This window comes from Streptomyces sp. NPDC004284 (assembly GCF_042874035.1).
Taxonomy (GTDB): domain Bacteria; phylum Actinomycetota; class Actinomycetes; order Streptomycetales; family Streptomycetaceae; genus Streptomyces.
In genome coordinates this window covers 377,593-402,390 of sequence record NZ_JBIAMJ010000007.1, presented here as the reverse complement: position 1 = coordinate 402,390, position 24,798 = coordinate 377,593, and the positions used below count along the sequence as shown (strand labels likewise).

Annotated in this window: 23 protein-coding genes and 1 riboswitch; of the genes, 17 read left to right on the top strand and 6 right to left on the bottom strand. The window is 70.8% G+C overall.

All coding sequences use genetic code 11. From position 1 onward, the window contains the following. Positions 1-216 precede the first annotated feature (216 nt). Positions 217-573, top strand: coding sequence for an iron-sulfur cluster assembly accessory protein (locus tag ACFYUS_RS21120; protein ID WP_015033024.1), 357 nt, complete (start codon positions 217-219; stop codon positions 571-573). Positions 574-644: 71 nt separating this feature from the next. On the opposite strand, the gene ACFYUS_RS21115 is transcribed toward ACFYUS_RS21120, so the two are convergent. Then, positions 645-2,096: a hypothetical protein gene (locus tag ACFYUS_RS21115; protein ID WP_388854005.1), complete on the bottom strand. Its 1,452-nt coding sequence runs from the start codon at positions 2,094-2,096 to the stop codon at positions 645-647. 67 nt (positions 2,097-2,163) lie between these two features. Continuing rightward, a complete protein-coding gene (locus ACFYUS_RS21110) occupies positions 2,164-2,370 on the bottom strand; it encodes a hypothetical protein (RefSeq protein WP_388854002.1) in 207 nt (68 codons plus the stop codon). Positions 2,371-2,526: 156 nt separating this feature from the next. Between ACFYUS_RS21110 and ACFYUS_RS21105 the strand changes: the two genes are divergently transcribed. Continuing rightward, complete coding sequence (locus ACFYUS_RS21105; protein ID WP_388853999.1) at positions 2,527-3,501, top strand: carbohydrate kinase family protein; 975 nt, start codon at positions 2,527-2,529, stop codon at positions 3,499-3,501. Positions 3,502-3,541: 40 nt separating this feature from the next. On the opposite strand, the gene ACFYUS_RS21100 is transcribed toward ACFYUS_RS21105, so the two are convergent. After that, positions 3,542-4,927 (bottom strand): cysteine desulfurase/sulfurtransferase TusA family protein, encoded by a 1,386-nt coding sequence (locus tag ACFYUS_RS21100; RefSeq protein ID WP_388853996.1) that lies wholly within the window; start codon positions 4,925-4,927, stop codon positions 3,542-3,544. An 844-nt stretch (positions 4,928-5,771) separates the two neighbouring features. Between ACFYUS_RS21100 and coxB the strand changes: the two genes are divergently transcribed. From coxB to ACFYUS_RS21080, 4 genes are all read left to right on the top strand, one after another. After that, positions 5,772-6,737 (top strand): cytochrome c oxidase subunit II, encoded by a 966-nt coding sequence (coxB, locus tag ACFYUS_RS21095; protein ID WP_388853993.1) that lies wholly within the window; start codon positions 5,772-5,774, stop codon positions 6,735-6,737. Next, on the top strand, positions 6,734-8,470 hold the full coding sequence (ctaD, locus tag ACFYUS_RS21090; RefSeq protein WP_388853990.1) for a cytochrome c oxidase subunit I: 1,737 nt from the start codon (positions 6,734-6,736) through the stop codon (positions 8,468-8,470). Before coxB ends, ctaD begins: the two co-directional genes overlap by 4 nt. Then, entirely contained in the window at positions 8,467-8,865 is a 399-nt protein-coding gene (locus ACFYUS_RS21085; RefSeq protein ID WP_388853987.1) for a cytochrome c oxidase subunit 4, read from the top strand. Before ctaD ends, ACFYUS_RS21085 begins: the two co-directional genes overlap by 4 nt. 124 nt (positions 8,866-8,989) lie before the next feature. After that, complete coding sequence (locus tag ACFYUS_RS21080; RefSeq protein WP_388853985.1) at positions 8,990-10,243, top strand: Ig-like domain-containing protein; 1,254 nt, start codon at positions 8,990-8,992, stop codon at positions 10,241-10,243. Positions 10,244-10,324: 81 nt separating this feature from the next. Here the strand turns inward: ACFYUS_RS21080 and ACFYUS_RS21075 are convergent, their stop codons facing one another. Next, on the bottom strand, positions 10,325-10,726 hold the full coding sequence (locus ACFYUS_RS21075; protein ID WP_388853982.1) for a hypothetical protein: 402 nt from the start codon (positions 10,724-10,726) through the stop codon (positions 10,325-10,327). Positions 10,727-10,928: 202 nt separating this feature from the next. On the opposite strand from ACFYUS_RS21075, the gene ACFYUS_RS21070 reads away from it, so the two are divergent. The 6 genes from ACFYUS_RS21070 (at position 10,929) to ACFYUS_RS21045 (ending at position 18,091) form a co-directional block, all read left to right on the top strand. Then, positions 10,929-11,549, top strand: coding sequence for a heme-copper oxidase subunit III (locus tag ACFYUS_RS21070; RefSeq protein WP_041128837.1), 621 nt, complete (start codon positions 10,929-10,931; stop codon positions 11,547-11,549). Between the two features lie 74 nt (positions 11,550-11,623). Continuing rightward, positions 11,624-12,433, top strand: coding sequence for a c-type cytochrome (locus tag ACFYUS_RS21065; RefSeq protein ID WP_388853979.1), 810 nt, complete (start codon positions 11,624-11,626; stop codon positions 12,431-12,433). Further along, complete coding sequence (locus tag ACFYUS_RS21060) at positions 12,430-13,482, top strand: Rieske 2Fe-2S domain-containing protein (RefSeq protein ID WP_388853976.1); 1,053 nt, start codon at positions 12,430-12,432, stop codon at positions 13,480-13,482. Before ACFYUS_RS21065 ends, ACFYUS_RS21060 begins: the two co-directional genes overlap by 4 nt. Next, entirely contained in the window at positions 13,479-15,104 is a 1,626-nt protein-coding gene (locus ACFYUS_RS21055; protein ID WP_388853973.1) for a cytochrome bc complex cytochrome b subunit, read from the top strand. The genes ACFYUS_RS21060 and ACFYUS_RS21055 overlap by 4 nt, the downstream gene beginning before the upstream one ends. Before the next feature lie 134 nt (positions 15,105-15,238). Continuing rightward, positions 15,239-16,303, top strand: coding sequence for an anthranilate phosphoribosyltransferase (trpD, locus tag ACFYUS_RS21050; protein WP_388853969.1), 1,065 nt, complete (start codon positions 15,239-15,241; stop codon positions 16,301-16,303). 87 nt (positions 16,304-16,390) lie between these two features. Then, a riboswitch (SAM riboswitch) is annotated at positions 16,391-16,507 on the top strand. Between the two features lie 186 nt (positions 16,508-16,693). After that, positions 16,694-18,091 carry an aminotransferase class V-fold PLP-dependent enzyme gene (locus ACFYUS_RS21045; protein ID WP_388853966.1) on the top strand — a complete coding sequence of 466 codons (1,398 nt, stop codon included), beginning with the start codon at positions 16,694-16,696 and terminating at the stop codon, positions 18,089-18,091. A 71-nt stretch (positions 18,092-18,162) separates the two neighbouring features. Here ACFYUS_RS21045 and ACFYUS_RS21040 read toward each other — a convergent pair whose 3' ends face one another. Together ACFYUS_RS21040 and ACFYUS_RS21035 are read right to left on the bottom strand one after the other, a co-directional pair. After that, positions 18,163-18,444 (bottom strand): Lrp/AsnC family transcriptional regulator, encoded by a 282-nt coding sequence (locus ACFYUS_RS21040; RefSeq protein ID WP_017238849.1) that lies wholly within the window; start codon positions 18,442-18,444, stop codon positions 18,163-18,165. Continuing rightward, entirely contained in the window at positions 18,441-19,175 is a 735-nt protein-coding gene (locus ACFYUS_RS21035; RefSeq protein ID WP_388853963.1) for a rhomboid family intramembrane serine protease, read from the bottom strand. The genes ACFYUS_RS21040 and ACFYUS_RS21035 overlap by 4 nt, the downstream gene beginning before the upstream one ends. A gap of 158 nt (positions 19,176-19,333) precedes the next feature. Here ACFYUS_RS21035 and ACFYUS_RS21030 point away from each other — a divergent pair, with 158 nt between their 5' ends. From ACFYUS_RS21030 to ACFYUS_RS21010, 5 genes are all read left to right on the top strand, one after another. Next, the gene (locus ACFYUS_RS21030; RefSeq protein WP_388853960.1) at positions 19,334-19,576 is read left to right on the top strand and encodes a hypothetical protein; all 243 of its coding nucleotides are present in this window, start codon (positions 19,334-19,336) and stop codon (positions 19,574-19,576) included. A gap of 33 nt (positions 19,577-19,609) precedes the next feature. Further along, positions 19,610-20,974: an NYN domain-containing protein gene (locus ACFYUS_RS21025; protein WP_388853957.1), complete on the top strand. Its 1,365-nt coding sequence runs from the start codon at positions 19,610-19,612 to the stop codon at positions 20,972-20,974. A 257-nt stretch (positions 20,975-21,231) separates the two neighbouring features. Beyond that, a complete protein-coding gene (locus ACFYUS_RS21020) occupies positions 21,232-22,284 on the top strand; it encodes an NlpC/P60 family protein (RefSeq protein ID WP_388853954.1) in 1,053 nt (350 codons plus the stop codon). 196 nt (positions 22,285-22,480) lie between these two features. Next, positions 22,481-23,521, top strand: coding sequence for an NlpC/P60 family protein (locus ACFYUS_RS21015; protein ID WP_388853951.1), 1,041 nt, complete (start codon positions 22,481-22,483; stop codon positions 23,519-23,521). A 51-nt stretch (positions 23,522-23,572) separates the two neighbouring features. Then, the gene (locus ACFYUS_RS21010) at positions 23,573-24,790 is read left to right on the top strand and encodes a hypothetical protein (RefSeq protein WP_388853948.1); all 1,218 of its coding nucleotides are present in this window, start codon (positions 23,573-23,575) and stop codon (positions 24,788-24,790) included. Positions 24,791-24,798 lie beyond the last annotated feature (8 nt).

Below are 24,798 nucleotides of genomic sequence, written 5' to 3'. Positions count from 1 at the left end.
GGAAACCTTTTCGTCGAAATGACGCTATCTATCATAACTGCTTCACGTCACGTTGACGATGTCCATAGTGTCTATGTGACGAATTCGCCGTCCGCACTCATGGACATGGTGTGCGAGCATGAAAGGAGAAAGACCCGCTCGGCCCGGAATGAATCCGGGACACCGCCGGTTGCAACCGTCGGCAAGCAGTCTCCGTACACACCGGGAGAGAAGCAGATGTCCGTATCGGACGAGAAGACCACTGTCAGCGACGGCATCCTCCTGTCCGACGCCGCCGCGGCCAAGGTCAAGGCCCTCCTCGACCAGGAAGGCCGTGAGGACCTGGCCCTGCGCGTCGCCGTTCAGCCCGGTGGCTGCTCCGGCCTGCGTTACCAGCTGTTCTTCGACGAGCGCTCGCTCGACGGCGACGTCGTGAAGGACTTCGACGGCGTCAAGGTCGTCACCGACCGCATGAGCGCCCCGTACCTGGGCGGCGCGTCGATCGACTTCGTCGACACGATCGAGAAGCAGGGCTTCACCATCGACAACCCGAACGCCACGGGCTCCTGCGCCTGCGGCGACTCGTTCAGCTAAACCCGTACACGCGTGAGGGCGGTGCCCCCGGGAGCTCCCGGGGCCACCGCCCTCACGCGTGTACGGAGGCGTCAGCGCCGGGGCACCGGCTGCCCGCTCGCCCCGTCGACCACGGTCCGGTCGCCCAGCGGACCGTCCAGGGTCACCGTCTTCGTGACCTCCACCGCGATGGCGATGCACACCTTGTCCGGGTCCGTCGGAGCCTCCGCCACCCGGACGGTGACCCGCTCCGGGGTCTCCTTCGCCGTGACGGTGTACGTGCTGCACACCCCGCCCCAGAAGGTGACCGTCAGTTTCCGGCCGTCGTCCGCCGTCCGGTACGACTCGATCTGCCGGGCCGGCGCCGTGCCCTGGTCCGGCGGCGAGGGCTTCACCGGCGGCGCCAGGTACTCCCGGGCCACCGCCGTCTCCACCACCGTGTAGGGCGCCGCGTCCACCGGGTCCGCGGTGAACAGCCACGCCGGTACGAGCAGCCGCTCGCCGGCCACGTCCTCGGCGGCCAGACCGAACACCGCACCCGTCACCGGGACCTCGGTCGGCGGCGCCACGTCCCCGTGCGACCGACAGGGCGCGGTGGGGTCGTCCTTGCCGTTCCCGTCGACCCCCGCTCCCGCCGGCGGGTCGGTCGCGCAGCCGCCGATGCCGACCGGGCCCGTGCCCTTCGACTCCTCGTTCAGCTCCGCGAGCGCCTTCTCCGCGCCGACCACGGGGTACGTGGCGCCCTTCGCCGGCTCCTTGAGCATCCCGCTCCCGCCGACCGCCTTCCCGTCCGGACCGATGTGCAGCCCCGTCGACCAGCCGTGGGTCGGCAGCCCGTCCACCACCGGATCGGCGTTGACCACCCGCACCGAGCCGTCGATCACCTGGGTCGCGGTCACCTTCGCGTCGTCCTGGCCGAGCGCCTTCAGGACGGGGACGGCCGCCGCCTTCGCCGCCGCCTCGCTCACCGGCGTACGGCCCGCGGCCGGGGGCTTCACCTCGCCCGGGGGCGGGCAGGCCGGGCCCTTGAGGCAGGAGTCGCCGACCGGGCCGCCGTCGTACCAGGAGTACGTCCAGTTCCCCGGCGCCTTCCGGGCCACGTCGAGGCGCGGCCCCTGGCCGTCCTTCTCGGGCCCGATCGTCCAGACGTCCCCGACCAGCGCGGGCCGGCCCTCGATCCCGAGCGCTTCGGCCAGCCTGGTCACCTCCGCCGAGGTGACCAGGCCCTCGGGCCGGTGGACCGCGGCCGAGGAGGGCCCTTGGGGGAGGGGGCCCTTGGCTTTGTAGACCGTCCCGCTCGGGCCGCCGCCCGGGTCCGGTTCGCCGGGCGCGATCCCGGCACCGCCGCCCCCGGTCTCCAGGCGCAGCGGCGGGGGCGGCGCCGTCCGGGCGGCCTCGTCCGCCACCGCGGCCGGTGTCCCCGTGCCCGGCGACGTCGCCGCCACCGCCAGATAGACGCCACCGCCCCCGGCGAGCAGCACACCCGCCGCCACCGAGGCGGCGAGGACGTTCCGTCGCCTCCGTACGTTCTCCGTACCGCTCACCGCACACGCTCCCTCGTCTCGACCGGACGCCGATGGGACGGAGCGGACGGGCGGACGGTTCCGTCCGTCAGCCGCCGTACTCGGCGGTGGCCTCGATCAGCCGGGCCGAGGCCGCCGGCACGACGACCCCGTGGATCGACGCGGGGGAGACCCGTACGGGTGCGGGGGAGACCGGGGTGACCCAGTGGGGGGCCATCCGAGCACCGTCCCCGCGCAGCTGGGCGAGGCTCAACTCGGACTCGTGTCGCTCGCGAGGAGCGGGGTACATGGTCATGGGCGCACCGTATGCACCGCACCGCTCCGGGGAAAAGACCTACTCTGGGGTAGTTTCCACTGTTCGGCAGGGAGTCCCCCAGCCGGTAGCGTGAACTGTCGTCCTTCGTTCGAGCGCCTCGCGCGCCCCTACTGAACTCCGCAGGAGCACCCCGCCGTGCGTATCGCAGTCACCGGCTCCATCGCCACCGACCACCTCATGACCTTCCCCGGCCGGTTCGCCGACCAGCTGGTGGCCGACCAGCTCCACACGGTGTCCCTCTCCTTCCTCGTCGACAACCTCGACGTCCGCCGGGGCGGCGTCGCCCCGAACATCTGCTTCGGCATGGGTCAGCTCGGCGGCAGCCCGATCCTCGTCGGCGCGGCCGGGTACGACTTCGACGAGTACCGCGCCTGGCTCGACCGGCACGGCGTCGACACCGCCTCGGTGCGCATCTCCGAGGTCCTGCACACCGCGCGCTTCGTCTGCACCACCGACGCCGACCACAACCAGATCGGCTCCTTCTACACCGGCGCCATGAGCGAGGCCCGGCTGATCGAGCTCAAGGCCGTCGCCGACCGCGTGGGCGGCCTCGACCTGGTCCTCATCGGCGCCGACGACCCCGAGGCGATGCTCCGCCACACGGAGGAGTGCCGCACCCGCTCCATCCCCTTCGCCGCCGACTTCTCGCAGCAGATCGCGCGCATGGACGGGGAGGAGATCCGCACCCTCCTCGACGGCGCCACCTACCTCTTCTCGAACGAGTACGAGAAGGGCCTCATCGAGTCCAAGACCGGCTGGACCGAGGCCGAGATCCTCTCCCGCGTCGGCCACCGCGTCACCACCCTCGGCTCGCGCGGCGTCCGCATCGAGCGCGTCGGCGAGACCCCCATCGAGGTCGGCTGCCCCGAGGAGACCGCCAAGGTCGACCCGACCGGCGTCGGCGACGCCTTCCGCGCGGGCTTCCTGACCGGCCTGTCCTGGGGCGTCGGCCTCGAGCGGGCCGCGCAGGTGGGCTGCATGCTCGCGACCCTGGTCATCGAGACGCTCGGCACCCAGGAGTACACGCTGCGGCGGGCCCACTTCATGGAGCGCTTCACCAAGGCCTACGGCGACGAGGCCGCCGCCGAGGTCCACGCCCACCTGGTCTGACGCCTCCCGCGCCCCGCTGCCGTGTGGGCAGTGGGGCGCGCTACGACACCCGGCGCACCACGTACGCCACCCCGCCCGCCGCCGAAGGCGACTCGCCCGCGTACTCCTGCCCCCGCATCTCGCACCACGCCGGGATGTCCAGCCGGGCCGCCTCGTCGTCCGACAGGACCGTCACCGTCCCGCCCAGCGGCACGTCGCCGATGACCTTCGCGAGTTCGATGACCGGGATCGGGCAGCGCTTGCCCAGGGAGTCGACGACGAGGGAGCCCGAGGGCGCCGGGGCGGACGGCACGGAGACGGGGGCGCCCAGCCGCTCCCGCACCCCCGCCACCACCCCCGGGAGCACGGCGAGGAAGCGGTCCACGTCCTCCGCCGAGGTCCCGCCGGGGAGGGACACGCGGACGTTTCCCTCGCTCAGGACGCCCATCGCGCGCAGCACATGGCTGGGCGTCAGCGTCGAACTCGTGCACGAAGAACCGGACGAAACGGAGAAACCCTCCCGGTCCAGCTCCGACAGCAGCGTCTCCCCGTCGACGTACAGACAGGAGAAGGTGACGAGGTGGGGGAGCCGGCGCACCGGGTCGCCCACCACCTCCACGTCCGGCACCAGCTCCGGCACCCGCGCCCGGATCCGGTCCACCAGGGTCCGCAGCCGCGCCCCCTCGGCCGCCGCCTCCGCCCGGACCGCCCGCAGCGAGGCCGCCGCCGCCACGATCGCCGGCAGGTTCTCGAAGCCGGGCGCCCGCCCCGACTCCCTTTCGTCCGCGGGGCCTTGGGGAGCGAACCGGACACCCTTGCGCACGGCGAGGAGGCCGACGCCCGCCGGACCGCCCCACTTGTGCGCGCTCGCCGTGAGCAGCGACCAGCCCGCCGGCGCCGGGCCCCAGCCCAGCGACTGCGCCGCGTCCACGAGGAGCGGCACCTCCGCCGCCCGGCAGGCCTCGGCGACCTCGGCCACCGGCTGCTCCGTGCCCACCTCGTGGTTGGCCGACTGGAGGCACGCCAGGGCCGTGCCGGAGCCGAGCTCCGCCGCGAAGACGGACGCGTCCACGGCGCCCGACCGGCCCACCGGCACCTCCGTCACCGTGCCGCCCGCCGCCGCGTGCGCCTCGCCGGCGTGCAGCACGGAGGAGTGCTCGACCGCCGAGACCACGAGCCGGTTCCCGACACGCCGACGCCCCGCGAGCGCGCCCGCCACCCCGGCGTGAACCGCGCGCGTCCCCGAAGGAGTGAACACGAGCTCGTCCGGACGACACCCCACGGCCTCCGCCGCGGCCTCCCGCGCCGCGTCGAGCAGCAGCCTGGCCCGCCGCCCCTCCCGGTACAGCCGGGCCGGGTCGGCCCACCCCTCGTCCAAAGAGGCGAGCAGCGCCTGGCGGGCGACGGGATGCAACGGAGCAGCGGACGCGGCGTCGAAGTACGGCATCCACCCACCGTAGAACGCGGAGATCCCCCACCACGGATCCGGGGTTCCTGTGCGCGGCGAGACCCCGCACCCTGACCCGCGACACGGCCTTGCGACCTGGGGTTCCCGGCGCGCGACGCGGCTTCATGACCGGGGCTCCTGGCGCGTGACGCGGCTTCATGGCCGGGGGTTCCCGGCGCGCGACGCGGCTTCATGACCGGGGCTCCTGGCGCGCGACGAGGCTTCGCGGCCGGGGGTTCCAGGTGCGCGGCAAGGCTTCGAGGTCCGGGCTTCCGGCGCTCGCCGAGGCCCCGCGACCTGGGGCTCTTCCCGCGCGATACGGCCCCGCGGCCAAGGGTTCCCCCGTGCGATGAGGCCCCGCAGCCCGGGCACCCCCCCGCGACGAGGCTTCGCGGCCCGGGGCTCCCGCCGCGTGACGAGGTCTCGCGGCCTGGGGTTCCGAGTGCGCGGCACGCCCCCACGGCCCGGGGCTCCCGGCGCACCCCCCACGCCCCGGCGTCCCCGCCGTGCGGCGCGGCCCCGCAGCCCGGCTTTCCCCCCGCTCCGAGGCCCCCCGTCCGGGCGTCTCCCCGTGTGCGATGAGCCCCCGTCAGAAGTACAGCCCGGCGCGTCGGCAGACCGCCGAACGGGGGTTCCGTACGCCCCTCCGGAACACCGGAGTCCACCCCTTCGGGGACTCGGACGGCGCGTTGGGCACCCTCCCCGCGCGACCCCAAATAGCGTCCAGTAGGGTTTGGTCCGCATAAACATCCAAACCCCTGCCCGCGGCCGGGGCGGCGACCGACCAGCGAGACGGACGGCCGTGGCCGACCACTGCGGGCCGAGACTCTCGGGAAGGCGCTACGTGAGTCCCAACGGCTCCGACCGCTCGTCGCGGCGCCCGATGCGGCGGAAGCTGCCGCAGGTGCTGACTGCGGGCCTGATCCTGGCGACAGCCACGGGCTGCTCGTACAACTGGGAAGACTTCCCCCGCCTTGGTATGCCCACCCCCGTCACGGAAGAGGCGCCTCAGATCCTCTCCCTGTGGCAGGGTTCCTGGGCCGCCGCCCTGATCACGGGCGTCCTGGTGTGGGGCCTGATCCTCTGGGCCACCATCTTCCACCGGCGCAGCCGGACCAAGGTCGAGGTACCTCCGCAGACCCGTTACAACATGCCCATCGAGGCGCTGTACACGGTCACTCCGCTCATCATCGTCTCGGTGCTCTTCTACTTCACCGCACGCGACGAGTCGAAGCTCCTCGAGCTCACCCCGAAGCCGCCTCACACGATCAACGTGGTCGGCTACCAGTGGAGCTGGGGCTTCAACTACGTCGAGAACGTGCCCGGTGTGAAGGGTGACGCCAAGACGGACAAGAACCTCGCCACGCTCCCGGACAAGTTCCTCGCGGACTTCCCGGAGAACGCGGGCGGTGTCTACGACGCCGGCATCCCCGGCGACCGGAACCCGCAGACCGGCAACCCGGGCCCGACCCTGTGGCTGCCGAAGGGCGAGAAGGTCCGGTTCGTCCTGACCTCCCGTGACGTCATCCACTCCTTCTGGGTGGTCCCCTTCCTCATGAAGCAGGACGTCATTCCGGGTCACACGAACGCCTTCGAGGTCATCCCGACGCAGGAAGGCACCTTCCTCGGGAAGTGCGCCGAGCTGTGCGGTGTCGACCACTCCCGGATGCTCTTCAACGTCAAGGTGGTCTCTCCGGAGCGCTACCAGGCGCACCTGAAGGAGCTGGCCGCGAAGGGGCAGACCGGTTACATCCCGTCCGGCATCGAGCAGACGGACCCGGCTAGGAATGCGGAGAAGCACCAACTGTGAGCATCCCCAACGAAACCCAGGGTGCCGCCGCAGCTGAGGACTCGTACGAGAACGAGCTGCCCGTACGGCGCAAGCAGCCCGGCAACGTGGTCATCAAGTGGCTCACCACCACGGACCACAAGACCATCGGTACGCTGTACCTGGTCACGTCGTTCGTCTTCTTCTGCATCGGTGGCCTCATGGCGCTCTTCATGCGCGCCGAGCTGGCCCGTCCGGGTACGCAGATCATGTCGAACGAGCAGTTCAACCAGGCGTTCACGATGCACGGCACGATCATGCTGCTGATGTTCGCGACGCCGCTGTTCGCCGGTTTCGCGAACTGGATCATGCCGCTGCAGATCGGCGCGCCCGACGTGGCGTTCCCGCGGCTGAACATGTTCGCCTACTGGCTGTACCTCTTCGGCTCGATCATCGCGGTGGCCGGCTTCCTCACCCCGCAGGGTGCGGCCGACTTCGGCTGGTTCGCCTACTCCCCGCTGTCGGACGCCGTCCGCTCGCCGGGTGTCGGCGCCGACATGTGGATCATGGGTCTGGCCTTCTCCGGCTTCGGCACGATCCTCGGTTCGGTCAACTTCATCACCACGATCATCTGCATGCGCGCCCCGGGCATGACGATGTTCCGCATGCCGATCTTCACCTGGAACGTGCTGCTGACCGGTGTCCTGGTCCTGCTCGCCTTCCCGGTCCTGGCGGCCGCGCTGTTCGCCCTCGAGGCGGACCGCAAGTTCGGTGCCCACGTCTTCGACGCGGCCAACGGCGGAGCGCTGCTCTGGCAACACCTCTTCTGGTTCTTCGGACACCCAGAGGTGTACATCATCGCCTTGCCCTTCTTCGGCATCATCTCCGAGGTCATCCCGGTCTTCAGCCGCAAGCCGATGTTCGGCTACATCGGTCTGGTGGCCGCGACCATCGCGATCGCCGGTCTGTCCGTGACCGTGTGGGCCCACCACATGTACGTCACCGGTGGCGTGCTCCTCCCGTTCTTCTCCTTCATGACGTTCCTCATCGCCGTTCCGACCGGCGTGAAGTTCTTCAACTGGATCGGAACGATGTGGAAGGGCTCGCTGTCCTTCGAGACCCCGATGCTCTGGGCCGTCGGCTTCCTGATCACCTTCACCTTCGGTGGTCTGACCGGCGTCATCCTGGCCTCGCCCCCGATGGACTTCCACGTCTCCGACTCGTACTTCGTCGTGGCGCACTTCCACTACGTCATCTTCGGCACCGTCGTCTTCGCGATGTTCTCCGGCTTCCACTTCTGGTGGCCGAAGTTCACGGGCAAGATGCTCGACGAGCGCCTCGGCAAGATCACGTTCTGGACGCTGTTCGTGGGCTTCCACGGCACGTTCCTGGTGCAGCACTGGCTCGGTGCCGAGGGCATGCCGCGTCGTTACGCGGACTACCTGGACGCCGACGGCTTCACCACGCTGAACACGATCTCGACGATCTCCTCGTTCCTGCTCGGCCTGTCGATCCTGCCGTTCTTCTACAACGTCTGGAAGACCGCCAAGTACGGCAAGAAGATCGAGGTCGACGACCCGTGGGGCTACGGCCGTTCGCTCGAGTGGGCGACGTCCTGCCCGCCGCCGCGGCACAACTTCCTCACCCTGCCGCGGATCCGTTCGGAATCCCCGGCGTTCGACCTGCACCACCCTGAGATCGCGGCTCTCGACCAGCTCGAGAACAAGCCGCACGAGGCCGCGGCCCTCACGGGCAGCAAGGAGGCCGGCAAGTGAAGATCCAGGGCAAGATGTTCATCTGGTTGAGCGTCTTCGTCCTCGCCATGGCAGTGCTCTATGGCGTGTGGTCGAAGGAGCCGGTCGGTACGACGGCGCTCTTCCTGGCCTTCGGGCTCTGCATCATGATCGGCTACTACCTGGCCTTCACGGCCAAGCGTGTCGACGCGATGGCGCAGGACGACAAGGAGGCCGACGTCGCGGACGAGGCCGGTGAGGTGGGCTTCTTCGCCCCGCACAGCTGGCAGCCGCTCTCGCTGGCCGTCGGTGGCGCGCTCGCCTTCCTCGCGATCGCGATGGGCTGGTGGATCCTGTACTTCTCCGCCCCGCTGATCCTCGTCGGCCTGTTCGGCTGGGTCTTCGAGTTCTACCGCGGTGAGAACCAGAACCAGTAGTCGGCGGTACCCCGCTCCCACCGGAGCACCCGAGGGGCCCGGACACTTCGTCAGCGAAGTGTCCGGGCCCCTCTTTTGCAGCACTCGGCGCGCTGGCCGCGAGGATTGTCCTTAGCGTGAAGTCATGAACGACACGCCGCGCATTCGGACTGTTCTGAGCTGCACTCTTCTGGCCGTCACCGTCACCGCCGGCGCCACCGCGTGCGCGGGCTCCGACGGCCACCCGCTGTCGGAGAAGGCCTACGACGCGGCGGACCAGCTCGCGGTCAGCGCCCCCGCCGACGGCGCCAAGGCGGACCCCGAGAAGCCCCTGGAGATCACCACCAAGGGCGACGACGGCCGGATCACCGACGTCACCGCCACCGACGCCTCCGGGCACCACCTGGCCGGCGAACTCACCGCGGACGGACAGCGCTGGCGCTCCACGGCCTCTCTCGCGGCCGGAGCCCGCTACACGGTCCGGGTGGCCACCGAGGACGAGGACGGCGCTCCAGGCGCCCGTACGTTCACTTTCGAGACGGCTCCGGCCAAACGGGCCCTCACCGTGACCTTCGGGCCGGAGGCGGGCACGTACGGCGTCGGACAGCCCATCACGGCGGAACTCAGCCTCCCCGTCAAGGACCGGGCGGCCCGCGCGGTCGTCGAACAGGCCCTCAAGGTCCGTTCCACGCCCGCCGTCGAGGGCGCCTGGTACTGGGTGGACGACAAGAAGCTGCACTACCGTCCGAAGGAGTACTGGCCGGCCGGGGCGCTCGTCACGGCCACCGGCAACCTCGACGGCCTCAAGGTCGGCGACAAGCTCTACGGCGGCGCCTCCAAGGCGCTGAAGCTCACCATCGGCGACCGGATCGAGGCCGTCGCGGACGCCGAGTCGCACTACATGACCGTGAAGCGCAACGGAGAAGTGATCAACACCATTCCGGTGACCACCGGCAAGCCCGGCTTCTCCACCCGCAACGGCATCAAGGTGGTGCTCGGCAAGGAGTACTACGTGCGGATGCGGGGCACCAGCATCGGCATCTCGGAGGGCAGCTCCGACTCGTACGACCTGCCCGTGTACTACGCCACCCGGGTGACCTGGAGCGGCGAGTACGTGCACGCCGCGCCCTGGTCCGTCGACTCGCAGGGCGTCGAGAACGTCAGCCACGGCTGCGTCGGCATGTCGACGGGGAACGCGGCCTGGTTCTACGAGACCGTCCGCCCCGGAGACATCGTCCGCGTCGTCAACAGCGCCGGCGAGGCGATGGACACCTTCGGCAACGGCTTCGGCGACTGGAACATGCCGTGGGACAAGTGGCGCACGGGCAGCGCCCTGGTGGAGACCGCCGGAAGCCCGGTGGCCCCCACCGAGAAGGCCCGTCTGAGGCCCTCGATCTGACCCGGAAGGGGTCTGTCCGACACGGAAGGGGCCTGTCCGGCGGACAGGCCCCTTCCCGCGGGATCAGGCGTCCTGGGCGGCTCAGGCGTCGAGCGACAGGCGCGAGCGCAGCAGGGCGGCCAGGGACGCCGCGAACTCGACCGGTTCCACCGGAAGGGTGACCGCGGCGTCCGCGCGGCTCCAGGTGGCCAGCCAGGCGTCCTGCGGGCGTCCGATGAGCAGCAGCACCGGCGGGCAGTGGAAGACCTCGTCCTTGATCTGCCGGCACACCCCCATGCCTCCGGCGGGCACCGCCTCGCCGTCGAGCACGCACACGTCGATCCCGCCCTCGTCCAGGCGCTTCAGGACCGCCGGCAGCGTCGCGCACTCCACGAACTCGACCGGGGGAACGTCGGCCGCGGGCCTGCGTCCGGCCGCGAGCCGCACCTGCGCGCGGGTGTTGGCGTCGTCGCTGTAGACCAGGACCGTGGCACTCGACTGCATCGTTCCTCCGTGGGGAAGTCCGTGGGAAGGTCGTCGATCGATGCGCCGGATGCTACTCCGCTCCACACCCCGTCAACACCCGTTCAACACCTGTTCGAACGGCGCTCCGGGGCCCGCGCACTGGGCCGTTCGGGCTGGACACGGCCCCCTGACACTCCGAACGGCACCCCCCGGAGTGAGGGCGGGATAAGCGACCGACATAATGTCGGTCGTGGCGACAGTAACGACAGTAGAAACAGGGCACGCGCACCCGTCGGTCAATCGACCGAACCTCACCAGCGTCGGAACCATCATCTGGTTGAGCTCCGAGCTGATGTTCTTCGCGGCCCTCTTCGCGATGTACTTCACCCTGCGATCGGTGACGGGTCCCGAGTTCTGGGCGGAAAAGGCCTCGGCCTTGAACTTCCCCTTCTCGGCGACCAACACCACGATCCTGGTGCTCTCCTCCCTCACCTGCCAGCTCGGCGTCTTCGCCGCCGAGCGGGGCGATGTGAAGAAGCTCCGGACGTGGTTCATCATCACGTTCGTGATGGGTGCGATCTTCATCGGCGGCCAGGTCTTCGAGTACACCGAGCTGGTCAAGAAGGACGGCCTCTCGCTGTCCTCCGACCCGTACGGCACGGTGTTCTACCTGACCACCGGCTTCCACGGACTGCACGTGACGGGCGGTCTCATCGCCTTCCTGCTGGTCCTCGGCCGGACCTACGCCGCCAAGAGGTTCACCCACGAGCAGGCAACCGCCGCCATCGTCGTGTCCTACTACTGGCACTTCGTCGATGTCGTCTGGATCGGCCTCTTCGCCACGATCTACATGATCAAGTAATCGGTTCCGCCTCCACGGCGGACCGAGACATCCAGCAAGCATCGACGCAGAAGATCCTGACACCGGGGTAATCCGTGAAAAAGCTCTCCGCACGACGACGCCATCCGCTGGCGGCGGTCGTCGTCCTACTTCTCGCGCTGGCGGCCACTGGGGGGCTGTACGCCGCGTTCGCGCCCGCGGGCACGGCGAAGGCCGATGAAACCGCCCAGTCCCTCGCCATCGAGGAGGGCAAGAAGCTCTACTCCGTCGGCTGCGCCAGCTGCCACGGAACCGGCGGTCAGGGCACCACTGACGGCCCGTCCCTCGTCGGCGTCGGTTCGGCCGCGGTCGACTTCCAGGTCGGCACCGGCCGTATGCCGGCCCAGCAGCCGGGCGCCCAGGTCCCGCGCAAGAAGGTCATCTACTCGCAGGCCCAGATCGACCAGCTCGCGGCGTACGTGGCCTCCCTCGGCGCCGGCCCGATCGTGCCGACCGAGGGCCAGTACAGCCCTGACGGTGCCGACATCGCCAAGGGTGGCGAGCTGTTCCGCACCAACTGTGCCCAGTGCCACAACTTCACCGGCGAGGGTGGCGCGCTGACCTACGGCAAGTACGCCCCCAGCCTCGAAGGCGTGGACCCGAAGCACCTCTACGAGGCCATGCAGACCGGCCCGCAGAACATGCCCTCCTTCCCCGACACGACCATGCCGGAGAAGGAGAAGAAGGACATCATCGCGTACGTCCAGGCCGTCAACAGCGACAATTCCGCCAGCCCGGGTGGTCTCAAGCTCGGTGGCCTCGGCCCCGTCAGCGAGGGCCTGTTCGCCTGGGTCTTCGGTCTGGGTGCGCTGATCGCAGTTGCCATCTGGGTCGCGGCCCACACCGCTAAGGCCAAGAAGTCATGAGTAGCCAAGAGATTCCAGAAGAGACCCTGCCGGCAGGGCAGGACACCGCGCACGGCGCGGTGAAGGTCGCCGACGACCCGTTCGCCGACCCGGGCCTCCCGCCCCACAAGCCCCGCATCCAGGACATCGACGAGCGGGCCGCCCGCCGGTCCGAGCGTGCGGTCGCCTTCATGTTCGCGCTGTCGATGCTGGCCACCGTCGGCTTCATCGCCTCGTACGTGATCTTCCCGGTCGACGAGATCGTGTACATCTGGCCCATCGGCCACGTGTCCGCGCTCAACTTCGCCCTGGGTCTGACCCTCGGTGCCGCCCTCTTCTTCATCGGCGCGGGCGCGGTCCACTGGGCCCGCACCCTGATGTCCGACGTCGAGGTCGCCGACGAGCGTCACCCGATGCAGGCGACGCCCGAGGTCAAGGCGAAGGTCATGGCGGACTTCGCGGCCGGTGCCGCCGAGTCCGGCTTCGGCCGCCGCAAGCTGATCCGCAACACGCTCTTCGGAGCGCTGGCGATGGTTCCGCTCTCCGGCATCGTCCTGCTGCGTGACATGGGCCCCCTGCCCGAGAAGAAGCTCCGGACCACCATGTGGACCAAGGGGCTCCAGCTCATCAACATGAACACGCACGAGCCGCTGCGTCCCGAGGACGTCGCGGTCGGCTCGCTCACCTTCGCGATGCCCGAGGGCCTCTCGGAGCACGACGAGCACTTCCAGACCCAGATCGCCAAGGCCGCCCTGATGATCGTCCGGATCCAGCCGGAGGACATCAAGGACAAGCGCGAGCTCGAGTGGTCGCACGAGGGCATCGTCGCGTTCTCGAAGATCTGCACCCACGTGGGCTGCCCGATCTCCCTGTACGAGCAGCAGACGCACCACGTCCTCTGCCCGTGCCACCAGTCCACCTTCGACCTCTCCGACGGAGCCCGCGTCATCTTCGGCCCGGCCGGTCACCCCCTTCCGCAGCTGCGGATCGGCGTGAACGACAAGGGCTTCCTCGAGGCGCACGGCGACTTCGAAGAGCCCGTCGGTCCTGCCTTCTGGGAGCGCGGATGAGCACTGTGACCAACACGCAGAAGAAGGCACCCGCCGGTGAGCGGGTGGCCGACTGGGCCGACGGTCGCCTGGGGATCTACACGCTGGCCAAGGCCAACATGCGGAAGATCTTCCCGGACCACTGGTCCTTCATGCTGGGCGAGGTCTGCCTCTACAGCTTCCTCATCATCATCCTGACGGGCGTCTACCTGACGATGTTCTTCCACCCGTCGATGAACGAGGTGGAGTACGTCGGACCGTACGTCCCGCTCCAGGGACAGCTGATGTCCGAGGCGTTCAACTCGACCATGCACATCTCCTTCGAGGTGCGCGGTGGTCTGCTCATCCGGCAGATCCACCACTGGGCGGCGCTGATCTTCCTCGCCGGCATGTTCGTGCACATGATGCGCGTCTTCTTCACCGGCGCGTTCCGCAAGCCGCGTGAGATCAACTGGCTGTTCGGCTTCCTGCTGTTCTTCCTGGGCATGTTCACCGGCTTCACCGGTTACTCGCTCCCGGACGACCTGCTCTCCGGCACCGGTGTCCGCTTCATGCAGGGCGCGATCCTGTCCGTGCCGGTCCTCGGCACGTACCTGTCGATGTTCCTGTTCGGCGGCGAGTTCCCCGGCGGCGACTTCGTCGCCCGGTTCTACTCGGCGCACGTGCTGCTGCTCCCCGGCATCATGCTGGGCCTCGTGGTCGCCCACCTCATCCTGGTGTTCGTCCACAAGCACACGCACTTCGCCGGCCCCGGCCGGACGAACGAGAACGTCGTCGGCATGCCGCTGCTGCCCGTGTACATGGCGAAGGCCGGAGGCTTCTTCTTCCTGGTCTTCGGTGTCATCGCGGTCGTCGCGGCGATCGCCTCGATCAACCCGATCTGGGCCATCGGCCCGTACCGCCCGGACCAGGTGTCCACCGGCGCCCAGCCCGACTGGTACATGGGCTTCGCCGAGGGTCTGATCCGTGTCATGCCGGGCTGGGAGATCAACCTGTGGGGCCACACGCTGGTCCTCGGCGTGATGATCCCGCTGGCGATCTTCCCGGCGGTCCTCGCGGCCATCGCGGTCTACCCGTTCATCGAGTCCTGGATCACCGGCGACAAGCGCGAGCACCACATCGCGCAGCGCCCGCGCAACGCTCCGACGCGCACCGCCTTCGGCGTCGCCTGGATCACCGCGTACATGATCATGCTCGTGGGTGGTGGAAACGACCTCTGGGCGACCCACTTCCACCTGTCGCTGAACTCGATCACCTGGTTCGTGCGGATCTTCTTCTTCGCCGGTCCGGTCATCGCGTTCGTCGCCACGAAGCGGATCTGCCTCGGCCTCCAGCGCCGCGACAAGGACAAGGTGCTGCACGGCCGCGAGTCGGGCATCATCAAGCGCCTGCCGCACGGTGAGTTCGTCGAGGTCCACCAGCCGCTCAGCCAGGGCGAGCTGCACCGCCTCACGGCGCACGAGCAGTACGAGGCGGCTGAGCTTCCGCCGGCCGTCGACGAGAACGGCGTCGAGCGCAAGATCGGCCGCATGGAGAAGCTCCGGGTCAAGCTCAACAAGGGCTACTACGGCGACGACAGCCAGGTCGCCAAGCCCACGGTCGAGGAGTACAAGGAGATCCAGAGCGGCCACGGCCACCACTGATCCCCCTGAACACCTGACCTTGTAGGTGTCGCCACGGCGAGAGCCCCGTCCATTCGATGGACGGGGCTCTTTGCCGTCCCCGGAGGTCGATAGGGTGGAACCGTATCCGTCACGTGATCATCACAGGAGCTGCCATGAGCGCTGCGACCCCCGCTGGAGGACCTACGTCGGCGGGCCGCTCCTGGCCCGTCCTGCTGAACGGTCTCCTCGACGGCCAGGACCTCACCGCCGACGACACGGCCTGGGCGATGGACCTGATCATGAGCGGCGAGGCGACCGACGCGCAGATCGCCGGATTCATGGTGGCGCTGCGCGCCAAGGGCGAGACCGTGCAGGAGATCGCCGGCCTCGTACGGACCATGTACGCGCACGCCAACGTCATCGAGGTGCCCGGGAAGACCGTCGACATCGTCGGCACCGGCGGCGACGGCGCCAAGACGGTGAACATCTCCACGATGGCGTCGATCGTGGTCGCCGGGACGGGTGCCAAGGTCGTCAAGCACGGCAACCGCGCCGCCTCCTCCGCCTCCGGCTCCTCCGACGTCCTGGAGAAGCTCGGCGTCAACCTCAACCTGAGCCCGCGGAGGGTCGCCGAGGTCGCCGACGAGGCCGGCATCACCCTCTGCTTCGCGATCAAGTTCCACCCCTCGCTGCGGCACGTCGCCGCGGCCCGCGGCCAGCTGGGCATCCGGACGACCTTCAACGTCCTCGGTCCGCTGACCAACCCGGCCAAGGTGCGGGCCCAGGCCGTCGGCGTCGCCGACCCGCGGATGGCGCCGGTCGTCGCCGGGGTCTTCGCCGAGCGCGGCAACTCCGCCCTCGTCTTCCGCGGCGACGACGGCCTCGACGAGCTGACCACCACCTCCACCTCCCGGGTCTGGGTGGTCAAGGACGGCGGCGTCACCGAGGAGCGCTTCGACCCGCGGGACGTCGGCATCGAGCTCGTCCCCCTGGAGGCCCTGCGCGGCGCCGACGCCTCGTACAACGCCGACGTGGCCCGCCGGCTGCTCGCGGGGGAGACCGGTCCGGTACGGGACGCGGTGCTGCTCAACGCGGCGGCGGCGCTCACCGCCCTGGAGCCCGGCACGGGCACCCTGGCGGAGCAGCTGAGTGCCGGCATCGCGAAGGCGGCCGAGTCGATCGACTCCGGCGCGGCCCGCCGCTCCCTGGAGCGGTGGATCGCCGCCAGCAACGCCTGAGGTCGTATGAACGGAGCATTGCGACCCCGTCCCGGATGCCGGGACGGGGTTGCGGCGTAGAGATCGTCTGGCATAAGTTCTGAAACAGGTCATGAGTGACAGCTGCAAGGCCCCGGCCGGCTGTCCGGCAACCCTCCGTCCGTGGCGGGGTGCCCCGGGTGAAGACCAGGCCGTACGAGCAGAAGCCTGCGGCAAGCGCGGACCCCTGCGCCACACCTTGGGGTCCTTGGTCCTCTAGGGAGCGTTGTCTCGTGAGCAAGCGAATGCGTTAGGGCCCTTTCGGCCCCTCTTCCCCTCTCCACCCGTAGTGCGGCGCAGCCCTTCGCGCGCTGCCGCCCCGCGGGCCCCTTCACGCCTTTTCGCGCCCCTTTTATGCCGGGAGATACCGCCATGTCCGCACGCCCGAACGCCGCCACCGTCGAGACCGCTGCCGCCGCCGAGTCCACCGACCCCTGCTGCGCCGCCCCGCTGCCGGTCCTCGGCCGGGACGTCACCGTCCCGCTCGTCACCGGCGGCGAGGTGACCTACGCGGCGCTCGACTACGCGGCCAGCACGCCGGCCCTCCAGCGGGTCTGGGACGACGTCGCCGCGTACGCCCCGTACTACGGCAGCGTGCACCGCGGCGCCGGCTACCTCTCCCAGCTCTCCACCGACCTCTTCGAGAACAGCCGCGCCACCGTCGCCGAGTTCCTCGACTGCCGCCCCGGCGACCAGGTCGTCTTCACCCGCTCCACCACCGACTCGCTCAACCTGCTCGCCGCCGTGATTCCCGCGGACTGCCAGGTCTTCGTCTTCGAGACCGAGCACCACGCCTCCCTGCTGCCCTGGCGCGACGCCCGCGTCACCTACCTCAACGCGCCGCGCACCCCGCGGCAGGCCGTCGAGACCCTGGAGCGCGCCCTCGCCGACCGCGACCCCTACGGCCCGGCCCTGGTCTGCGTGACCGGTGCCTCCAACGTGACCGGTGAGCTGTGGCCGGTGAGGGAGCTCGCCGCCGCCGCGCACGCGCACGGTGCCCGGATCGTGCTCGACGCCGCCCAGCTCGCGCCCCACCACTCGGTCTCCGTAAGGGAGTTGGACGTGGACTGGGTCGCCTTCTCCGGGCACAAGCTGTACGCGCCCTTCGGCTCCGGCGTGCTCGCCGGGCGGGCCGACTGGCTGCAGGATTCCGAGCCCTACCTCGCGGGCGGCGGAGCCTCCCGCAAGGTGGCCCGTCGGGCCGACGGTGGTGTGGACGTGGAGTGGCACACCACCGCGGCCCGGCACGAAGCCGGTTCGCCGAACGTCATCGGCGTCTACTCCATCGCCTCCGCCTGCAAGGCGCTCACCGAGGCCGGCTTCGACTCCCTCGTCGCCCGCGAGCGGCACCTGATCGCCAAGGTCCGCGAGGGCCTCGCCGAGGTGCCCGAGGTGCGCGTCCTCTCGCTCTTCGGCGACGACGCGCCCCGCGTGGGCGTCATCTCCTTCGTCGTGGAGGGCTGGAACAGCTCCCACTTCGCCGCCGCGCTCTCCGCCGAGTACGGCATCGGCGTCCGCGACGGTCTCTTCTGCGCCCACCCGCTGGTCCGCACCCTGCTCGGCAGCGACCCGCAGGACCCGGGCGAGTGCGGCGCCCCCGAGGCGAACCCGGGGGAGCGGTCCCTCAACGCCATCCGGGTGAGCTTCGGCGCCGGTACGCCGGACGAGCACGTGGAGCGGTTCGTCGGCGCCGTGAAGGAGCTCGTCCGGGACGGCGCGCAGTGGAAGTACCGCACCGAGGACGGCCGCTGCGTCCCGGACCGCGGCTGATCAGCCACTCGTACGGGTGAAGGGGGCCTCCCGGCCGGGAGGCCCCCTTCAGCCATGCCGCGTGCGCGGTGTCAGGACTCCAGGCCGATGGCGAAGGCCGCCTCCAGGTCGTGCTGGGAGTACGTGCGGAAGGCGACGTGGGTGTCCGTGGCCTCGACGCCCGGGATCTTGCTGATCCGGCCGGGGATCACGTCCGCCAGGTCGTCGTGGCGCGGCACCCGGACCATGGCGATCAGGTCGTACGTACCGGTGACCGAGAAGACCTCGCTGACGCTGTCGAGCGCGGCGATCGACTCGGCGATCTCGGGGATGCGGTCCACGCTGGTCTTGATGAGCACGATCGCGGTGATCACGGCTGGCTTTCTCCCTCGGTCGCCGCGGCTGGGGCTTTCACTCTATCCCCACCGCGGAAGCGCCCCCAGGCGTAGAGGAAGCCGACGGAGAAGCCCACGACATGGGCCAGATAGGCGACCCCGGGTCCCGCGCCCGCCGCCCGCGCGGCCAGCCACTGGAGCGTGAACCAGAAGATCAGCACGATCCAGGCGGGGAAGCGCAGCGGCAGGAAGAACAGGAAGGGGAAGAGGCTGGTGACCCGGGAGCGCGGGAAGAGGAAGAGGAAGGCCCCGAGCACCGCGGAGATCGCCCCGGAGGCCCCGACGAGGGTCTGCTCGCTGTCCGCGTGCGCCACCGCGTACCCGAGCAGGGCGACGTAGCCGGTCCCCAGATAGAAGAGGCAGAACTCGACCGGCCCCATGCGCTCCTCGGCCATCGCTCCGAAGACGTACAGGAAGAGCATGTTGCCGAGCAGGTGGAGCCAGCTGCCGTGGACGAAGAGCGCGGTCAGCGGGGTGAGCAGGGCGCGCGGATCGCCGCTCGTCAGTTCGGCGGGCACGACGCCCCAGCGGCGGAAGTAGGCGCCCTGCGCGGCCAGGAGCTCGTCGCCCGTGCCGTACGCCGGATTGATTCCGGCGACCGGGCTGATCACGAAGAGCAGGCAGCAGGCGGCGATCAGTCCGTACGTCACCGCGGGTCCGCTGCGGGTGCCCCGCCAGGCACCGAGGACCGCGCCTCGCCAGTCGATCATGGACAGATCATGGCGTACCGGGGCCGAAGTGGACAGAGTGCCTCGCCGTGCCCCGGTCTCCCCGAGAGGCCTTAGGGTTACGGGCACCACCACCGCAGTTCGACGGCGCACCGCGGCACCCGCACCTGGTACCACGCAACAGGAAGAAGGACGGACCGATGACGACGGTTCCCCTGCCGACCGACGAGACCCGCTGGCGCTGCACGCTCTGCGGCAATCTGACCCGCTTCGACGTGACCCGCTCCTCCAAGGTCGTGGAGTACGTCCATCTGGACCTGGCCGGAGACCCGACGGTCGAGGAGCGGCAGGTGGTCAGTGAGACCATCGAGTCGGTCCGCTGCCGCTGGTGCAACGCGGTGGATCAGATCGAACTGGTGGACAGGCCGGGCGCCGAATCCTGAGGGACGGCGCGGACGACATAGGGGTGACGGATCGTGGAGCAGCCCGCGCACGGTGGTGAGCCGGCCGGCGCGGCAGGTGACGCTGCCGAGACGCTCGACCACCCATTGCCGGAAGGCGTACGGCGGCGGGTCGTCGCGCTGGTCGCGGACGCCTTCGGCGGGCTCACCGTCGCGGAGCTGCCCGCGCCCCTGCGGCAGTACGCCCGCTTCACCGCGAGTCGCCGGGCCAAGTTCGCCGGCAACGCGATGGCCGCCGCCCTGGAGAGCGACCCGCTCTTCCGGCAGCGGATCGGCGAACGGTTCAAGCAGGGCCAGCCCGAGCTGGCCGGAGCCGTGGAGACCGGCACCCCGCCCGCGGCCGCCGACCCCGTCGACGTGGCGGCGGCCGCCTATGTGCTGCGCCCGCCCGGCTGGGTCAAGCTGGTCGCCGCCGCCGGCGAGGAGGCCCAGCGGGTCGACGCCGAGCGGGCCGACGAGGCCGGCCGGCGCGAGCTGGAGCGGCTGCGCGAGGAGCTCGCGGCCGCCCAGGACCGCTCCCGGAGCGAGACCGAGCAGCTCCGGCGCGATCTGGAGACCGCCCGCAAGGAAGCGGAATCGCTTCAGCGCAAGCTGCGCAGCGCCCAGAGCGACGTCAAGCGCGGCGAGGCCGCGCTGCGCAAGGTCCAGGGCGAGATCGAGGCCGCGCGCGCGGAGTCGGCGGCCCAGGTGTCGGCCGCCGAGAGCGAGACCCGGCGGCTCAAGGCCCGGCTCGGCGAGGTCGAGTCGGCCCTCGAGGCGAGCCGCAGGAGCGCCCGCGAGGGCCGCTCGATAGAGGACATGCGGCTGCGGCTGCTGCTCGACACGGTCCTCGACGCGGCCCAGGGGCTGCGGCGCGAACTCGCGCTGCCGCCCGTCTCGGTGCACCCCGCGGACACCGTGGACGCGGTGGAGCCGGGGCGGATGTCCCCGAAGGACATCGCGGCGCGGGCGCTCTCCGAGACGGACCCGGCGCTGCTCGACCAGCTGCTCGCGCTGCCGCAGGCGCATCTGGTCGTCGACGGCTACAACGTCACCAAGACCGGCTATCCCACGATGCCGTTGGAGAAGCAGCGGCTGCGGCTGCTCGGCAGTCTGTCGGCCCTGGCGGCCCGCTCGGGCGCCGAGGTCACCTGCGTCTTCGACGGGGCGGAGCTGGCGGCCCCGGTGCTGCTCGCGCCGCCGCGCGGGGTGCGGGTGCTGTTCTCCAAGCCCGGTGTCACGGCCGACGAGTTGATCCGGCAGCTGGTCCGGGCGGAGCCGCCGGGGCGGCCGGTCGTGGTGGTCTCCACCGACCGCGAGGTGGCTGACGGCGTCGCGAAGGCGGGGGCCAGGCCGGTGACGTCCGCCTTGTTGCTGAAGCGGCTTTCGCGCCTCTCGTGACGCATCGCAACTCCTGGGCGGTATGCCCGAATTCTGGATGGCGCACGGTCAAGTACTCATCACTGCCCGTGTGATGTATGTAAATAAAGTGGTGCGTGAGCGAGATTTTTGCCGTCGGGATTTGAACTGATCACAACTTGGTCACTAGGGTCGGGCTTCGAACCTTCGCGCGGTTGATCACCCATCCGGGGTGGCGGCGGAGGAACCGCCTGCCCCTGACCGGTTGGGCGGCTCTGAGGAAGAAGGAGCTCGCCTTCGTGGCGTCCCACCGTCGACCCAAGCAGCCGAGCCGCACCCGTGTGACCGTGCTCACCGTGACCGCCGCCGCCGCCGTGGCGCTCACCGCCCAGACCGGGGCCCAGGCCGCTCCCGCGAAGCCGAAGATCGACGAGGTCAAGTCGAAGGTCGACAAGCTGAACGAAGAGGCCGAGGTCGCCACCGAGCAGTACAACCTCGCCGAGGAGCAGCGGGGCAAGCTGCAGAAGGAGATCGGCCAGCTCCAGGACAAGGTGGCCCGCGGTCAGGAGGAGCTCAACACCCTCCGCGACCAGATCGGTTCGGTCGCCAGCGCCCAGTACCGCTCCGGCGGCATAGACCCGGCGCTCCAGCTCTTCCTCTCCGCCGACCCGGACACCTACCTCGACAAGGCGTCCGCGATCGACCAGTTGAGCGCCCAGCAGGCCGACGTGCTCACCACGATCCAGGCCAAGCAGCGCACGCTCGCCCAGGAGCGGGCCGAGGCCACCTCGAAGCTGGCCGACCTCGAGGACGTCCGCAAGACGCTCGGCGAGAAGAAGCAGAAGTACCTCGGCAAGCTGGCCGAGGCCCGCAAGCTCCTCGACACCCTCACCGCGGCCGAGCGCCAGAAGATGGAGCAGCAGGAGCGCGAGAAGTCGCAGCGCGCCAGCCGCGACGCCGCCGGCTCGCGCCCCGACCTGGGCAACGAGGCCCCCGCGAGCAGCTTCGGCGCCGCCGCGCTCGCCGCCGCCGCCACCCAGCTCGGCAAGCCGTACGTCTCCGGCGCCGAGGGCCCCTACTCGTACGACTGCTCCGGTCTGACGATGTGGTCCTACCGCCAGGCCGGCGTCACGCTCACCCGCACCACCTACACCCAGCAGAACGACGGCGTGAAGATCGGCCGCAGCCAGCTCAAGCCGGGCGACCTGGTCTTCTTCAACGGCCTGGCGCACGTGGGCCTGTACGCGGGCAACAACACCGTCCTGCACGCCCCCCATACGGGCGCCGTCGTCCGCTACGAGTCCATGAACACCATCGGCTCGTTCATGTTCGGCGTCCGCGTGGCCGGCTGACCCGCCGCGACCCGCTCCGGCCCACCGCCCAATCGGGTGGTTCGCCACGACGCGCACTGACCTGACGCCCCGCCGGTGACCTGTGTTCTCCGGCGGGGCGTCACTTTGTGTGCCCGGCGCCTTCGTTGGACGAGGACTGATCAGCGGCTACTGTCTGCCGCGCCAGTCTGCGTCGAGCCGAACGGAGCGCGAATTCGTGGCGTCCCACCGCCGACCCGCCAGGGTCACCGTCCTCACCGCCGCCGCGGCCACCGCGGCGGCGTCCTTCGCGGCCGTCCCCGCGAGCGCCGACCCCGGGGCCACGCCCGCGGCCACCCGCGCCACGGTCGACCGCCTCTTCGAGGAGGCCGAGAAGGCCACCGAGGGCTACAACCGGGCGGAAGAGAAGGCGGACGCGCTGCGCCGGACGGTCTCCCAGGCACAGGACGGCCTCGCCCGGGGCCAGGAGCGCATCAACCGCATGCGGGGCGTGCTCGGTTCGGTCGCCGGCGCCCAGTACCGCTCCGGCGGCATCGACCCCGCCCTCGCCCTGCTGCTCTCCTCCGACCCCGACAGCTATCTGGACAGGGCCACGGCCCTGGACCGGGTCACCGCCCGCCAGAGCGCCGCGCTCGGCGAACTCCGGCGCGAGCAGCGCAGCCTGAACCAGAAGCGGAGCGAGGCCCGCGCGGCCCTCGCCGAACTGGAGCAGAGCCGGGCCGAGGTCGCCCGCCACAAGCGCACCGTCGAACGGAAGCTCGCCGAGGCCCGCCGGGTGCTCGCCTCCCTCACCGTCGAGCAGCGCGCCGACTACGACCGGGTCTCCCGCACCGGCGAGCGCGCCGTCGGACCCGACGGCGGGTCCGGCGGCGGGACCGCCGAGGAGCTGCCGCCGCTCGCCGACCTCGGCCCCTCGCGGGCCGCCGCCGCGGTGATGGCCGCCCGCAGCGCGATCGGCAGGCCGTACGTGTGGGGGGCGACCGGCCCCTCGGCCTTCGACTGCTCCGGCCTGATGGTCTGGTCGTACCGGCAGGCCGGGATCAGCCTCCCGCGCACCTCCTCCGCGCAGCGGTACGCCGGCCGGCAGGTCCCGCTCTCGCAGGCGCAGCCGGGCGACCTCGTCACCTACCGCGGCGACGCCAGCCACGTCGCCATCTACGCCGGGAACGGCCAGGTCATCCACGCCCCCTACCCGGGCGCGAGGGTCCGCTACGACCCGGTGAACATGATGTCCCACGTGACGGTGACCAGGGTCTGACGCTCCGCTTCCCCCGGCCGCGCCCCTTCGGCGCCCTTTACGATCGGGGGCGTGGCGATCCGGCGGAGTGGAGCGGTGCGCGGCGCGGCGGCGGGTCTGCTGGCCGCGCTCCTCGCGCTCGGCGGGTGCGCGGCGCCCGAACCGGCGGCGGGACCGGCGTCCGGGGAGATCCAGGGCCTCCTCGACCGGCACGCGCGGGCGCTGCTCGACCGGGACGAGGCCGGCTACCTCGCGGCCCTCGACCCCGCGCTCGTGCCGGCCGCGCGCACCGAGTTCGACCGGCTCGCGAAGGTCCCGCTGGGCGACTGGCGCTACCGGGTCACCGCCGTCGAACGGACCGGTGAGGGCCGGGCCACCGCCAGGGCCGAGCTCGGCTACCGGATCGAGGGCTACGACTCCGGGCCCGCCACCACCGAGCGGGTCCTCGACCTCGCCGAGCGGGACGGCCGCTGGTACGTCACCGGCGACCGCGCCGCCGAGGGCGCCCCGCAGCAGCTGTGGCAGCAGGGCGAGATCACGGCCGTGACCGGCCGGCGCAGCCTCGTCCTGGGCGTGGGGCAGAGCGGGGAGCGGCTGCGGGAGATCGCGACGGCGGCGGACCGGGCGGTGCCCGCGGTCGGGGACGCCTGGCACGGGAACTGGGCGGGCCGGGTCGTGGTCCTCGTCCCCTCCTCGATCGAGGCGATGGGCCGGCTCCTCGGCGGTCCCGCCGCCTCCTACCGGGGCATCGCGGCCGTCACCACCGGCCGGACGGGCGGCGGCCCCACCGCGCCCGCGGACCGGGTGATCGTGAACCCGGAGGCGTACGCGACGCTCGGCGCCTTCGGCCGGCAGCTGGTCCTCACCCACGAGACCACCCATGTCGCGACCCGCGCCCGGACCACCGGGGCCACCCCGGTCTGGCTCTCCGAGGGCTTCGCCGACTGGGTCGCCTACCGGGGGACCGACCGCACCGCCGCCCAGGCCGCCCCCGAGCTGGGCCGCGCGGTCCGGGCCGGCGACCTCCCGGCGGAGCTCCCCGACGACGCGGCCTTCGCCTTCGGCAGCGACGCGGAGGCCCTGGCCCGGGCGTACGAGGGCGGCTGGCTGGCCTGCGAGCTGATCGCGGACCGCTGGGGCGAGGAGAAGCTGACCGCGTTCTACCGAGCGGTCGGCGCCCACCCGGGCCGGGACGGCGCGGTGGAGAAGGCGCTCCGGGAGGTCCTGGACACCACGCCGGAGCGGTTCACCGCCGACTGGCGGACGTACCTGGGCGAGCGGCTCGGCTAGCGCGGCCC

Excerpts from the sequence above, each read along its gene's own strand:
- ACFYUS_RS21070 (WP_041128837.1), top strand. The coding sequence starts at position 10,929 with ATGTCGGTCGTGGCGACAGTAACGACAGTAGAAACAGGGCACGCGCAC.
- ACFYUS_RS21045 (WP_388853966.1), top strand. The coding sequence starts at position 16,694 with ATGTCCGCACGCCCGAACGCCGCCACCGTCGAGACCGCTGCCGCCGCC.
- ACFYUS_RS21075 (WP_388853982.1), bottom strand. The coding sequence starts at position 10,726 with ATGCAGTCGAGTGCCACGGTCCTGGTCTACAGCGACGACGCCAACACC.
- trpD (WP_388853969.1), top strand. The coding sequence starts at position 15,239 with ATGAGCGCTGCGACCCCCGCTGGAGGACCTACGTCGGCGGGCCGCTCC.
- ACFYUS_RS21120 (WP_015033024.1), top strand. The coding sequence starts at position 217 with ATGTCCGTATCGGACGAGAAGACCACTGTCAGCGACGGCATCCTCCTG.
- ACFYUS_RS21030 (WP_388853960.1), top strand. The coding sequence starts at position 19,334 with ATGACGACGGTTCCCCTGCCGACCGACGAGACCCGCTGGCGCTGCACG.
- ACFYUS_RS21080 (WP_388853985.1), top strand. The coding sequence starts at position 8,990 with ATGAACGACACGCCGCGCATTCGGACTGTTCTGAGCTGCACTCTTCTG.
- ACFYUS_RS21035 (WP_388853963.1), bottom strand. The coding sequence starts at position 19,175 with ATGATCGACTGGCGAGGCGCGGTCCTCGGTGCCTGGCGGGGCACCCGC.
- ACFYUS_RS21060 (WP_388853976.1), top strand. The coding sequence starts at position 12,430 with ATGAGTAGCCAAGAGATTCCAGAAGAGACCCTGCCGGCAGGGCAGGAC.
- ACFYUS_RS21110 (WP_388854002.1), bottom strand. The coding sequence starts at position 2,370 with ATGACCATGTACCCCGCTCCTCGCGAGCGACACGAGTCCGAGTTGAGC.
- ACFYUS_RS21055 (WP_388853973.1), top strand. The coding sequence starts at position 13,479 with ATGAGCACTGTGACCAACACGCAGAAGAAGGCACCCGCCGGTGAGCGG.
- ACFYUS_RS21100 (WP_388853996.1), bottom strand. The coding sequence starts at position 4,927 with ATGCCGTACTTCGACGCCGCGTCCGCTGCTCCGTTGCATCCCGTCGCC.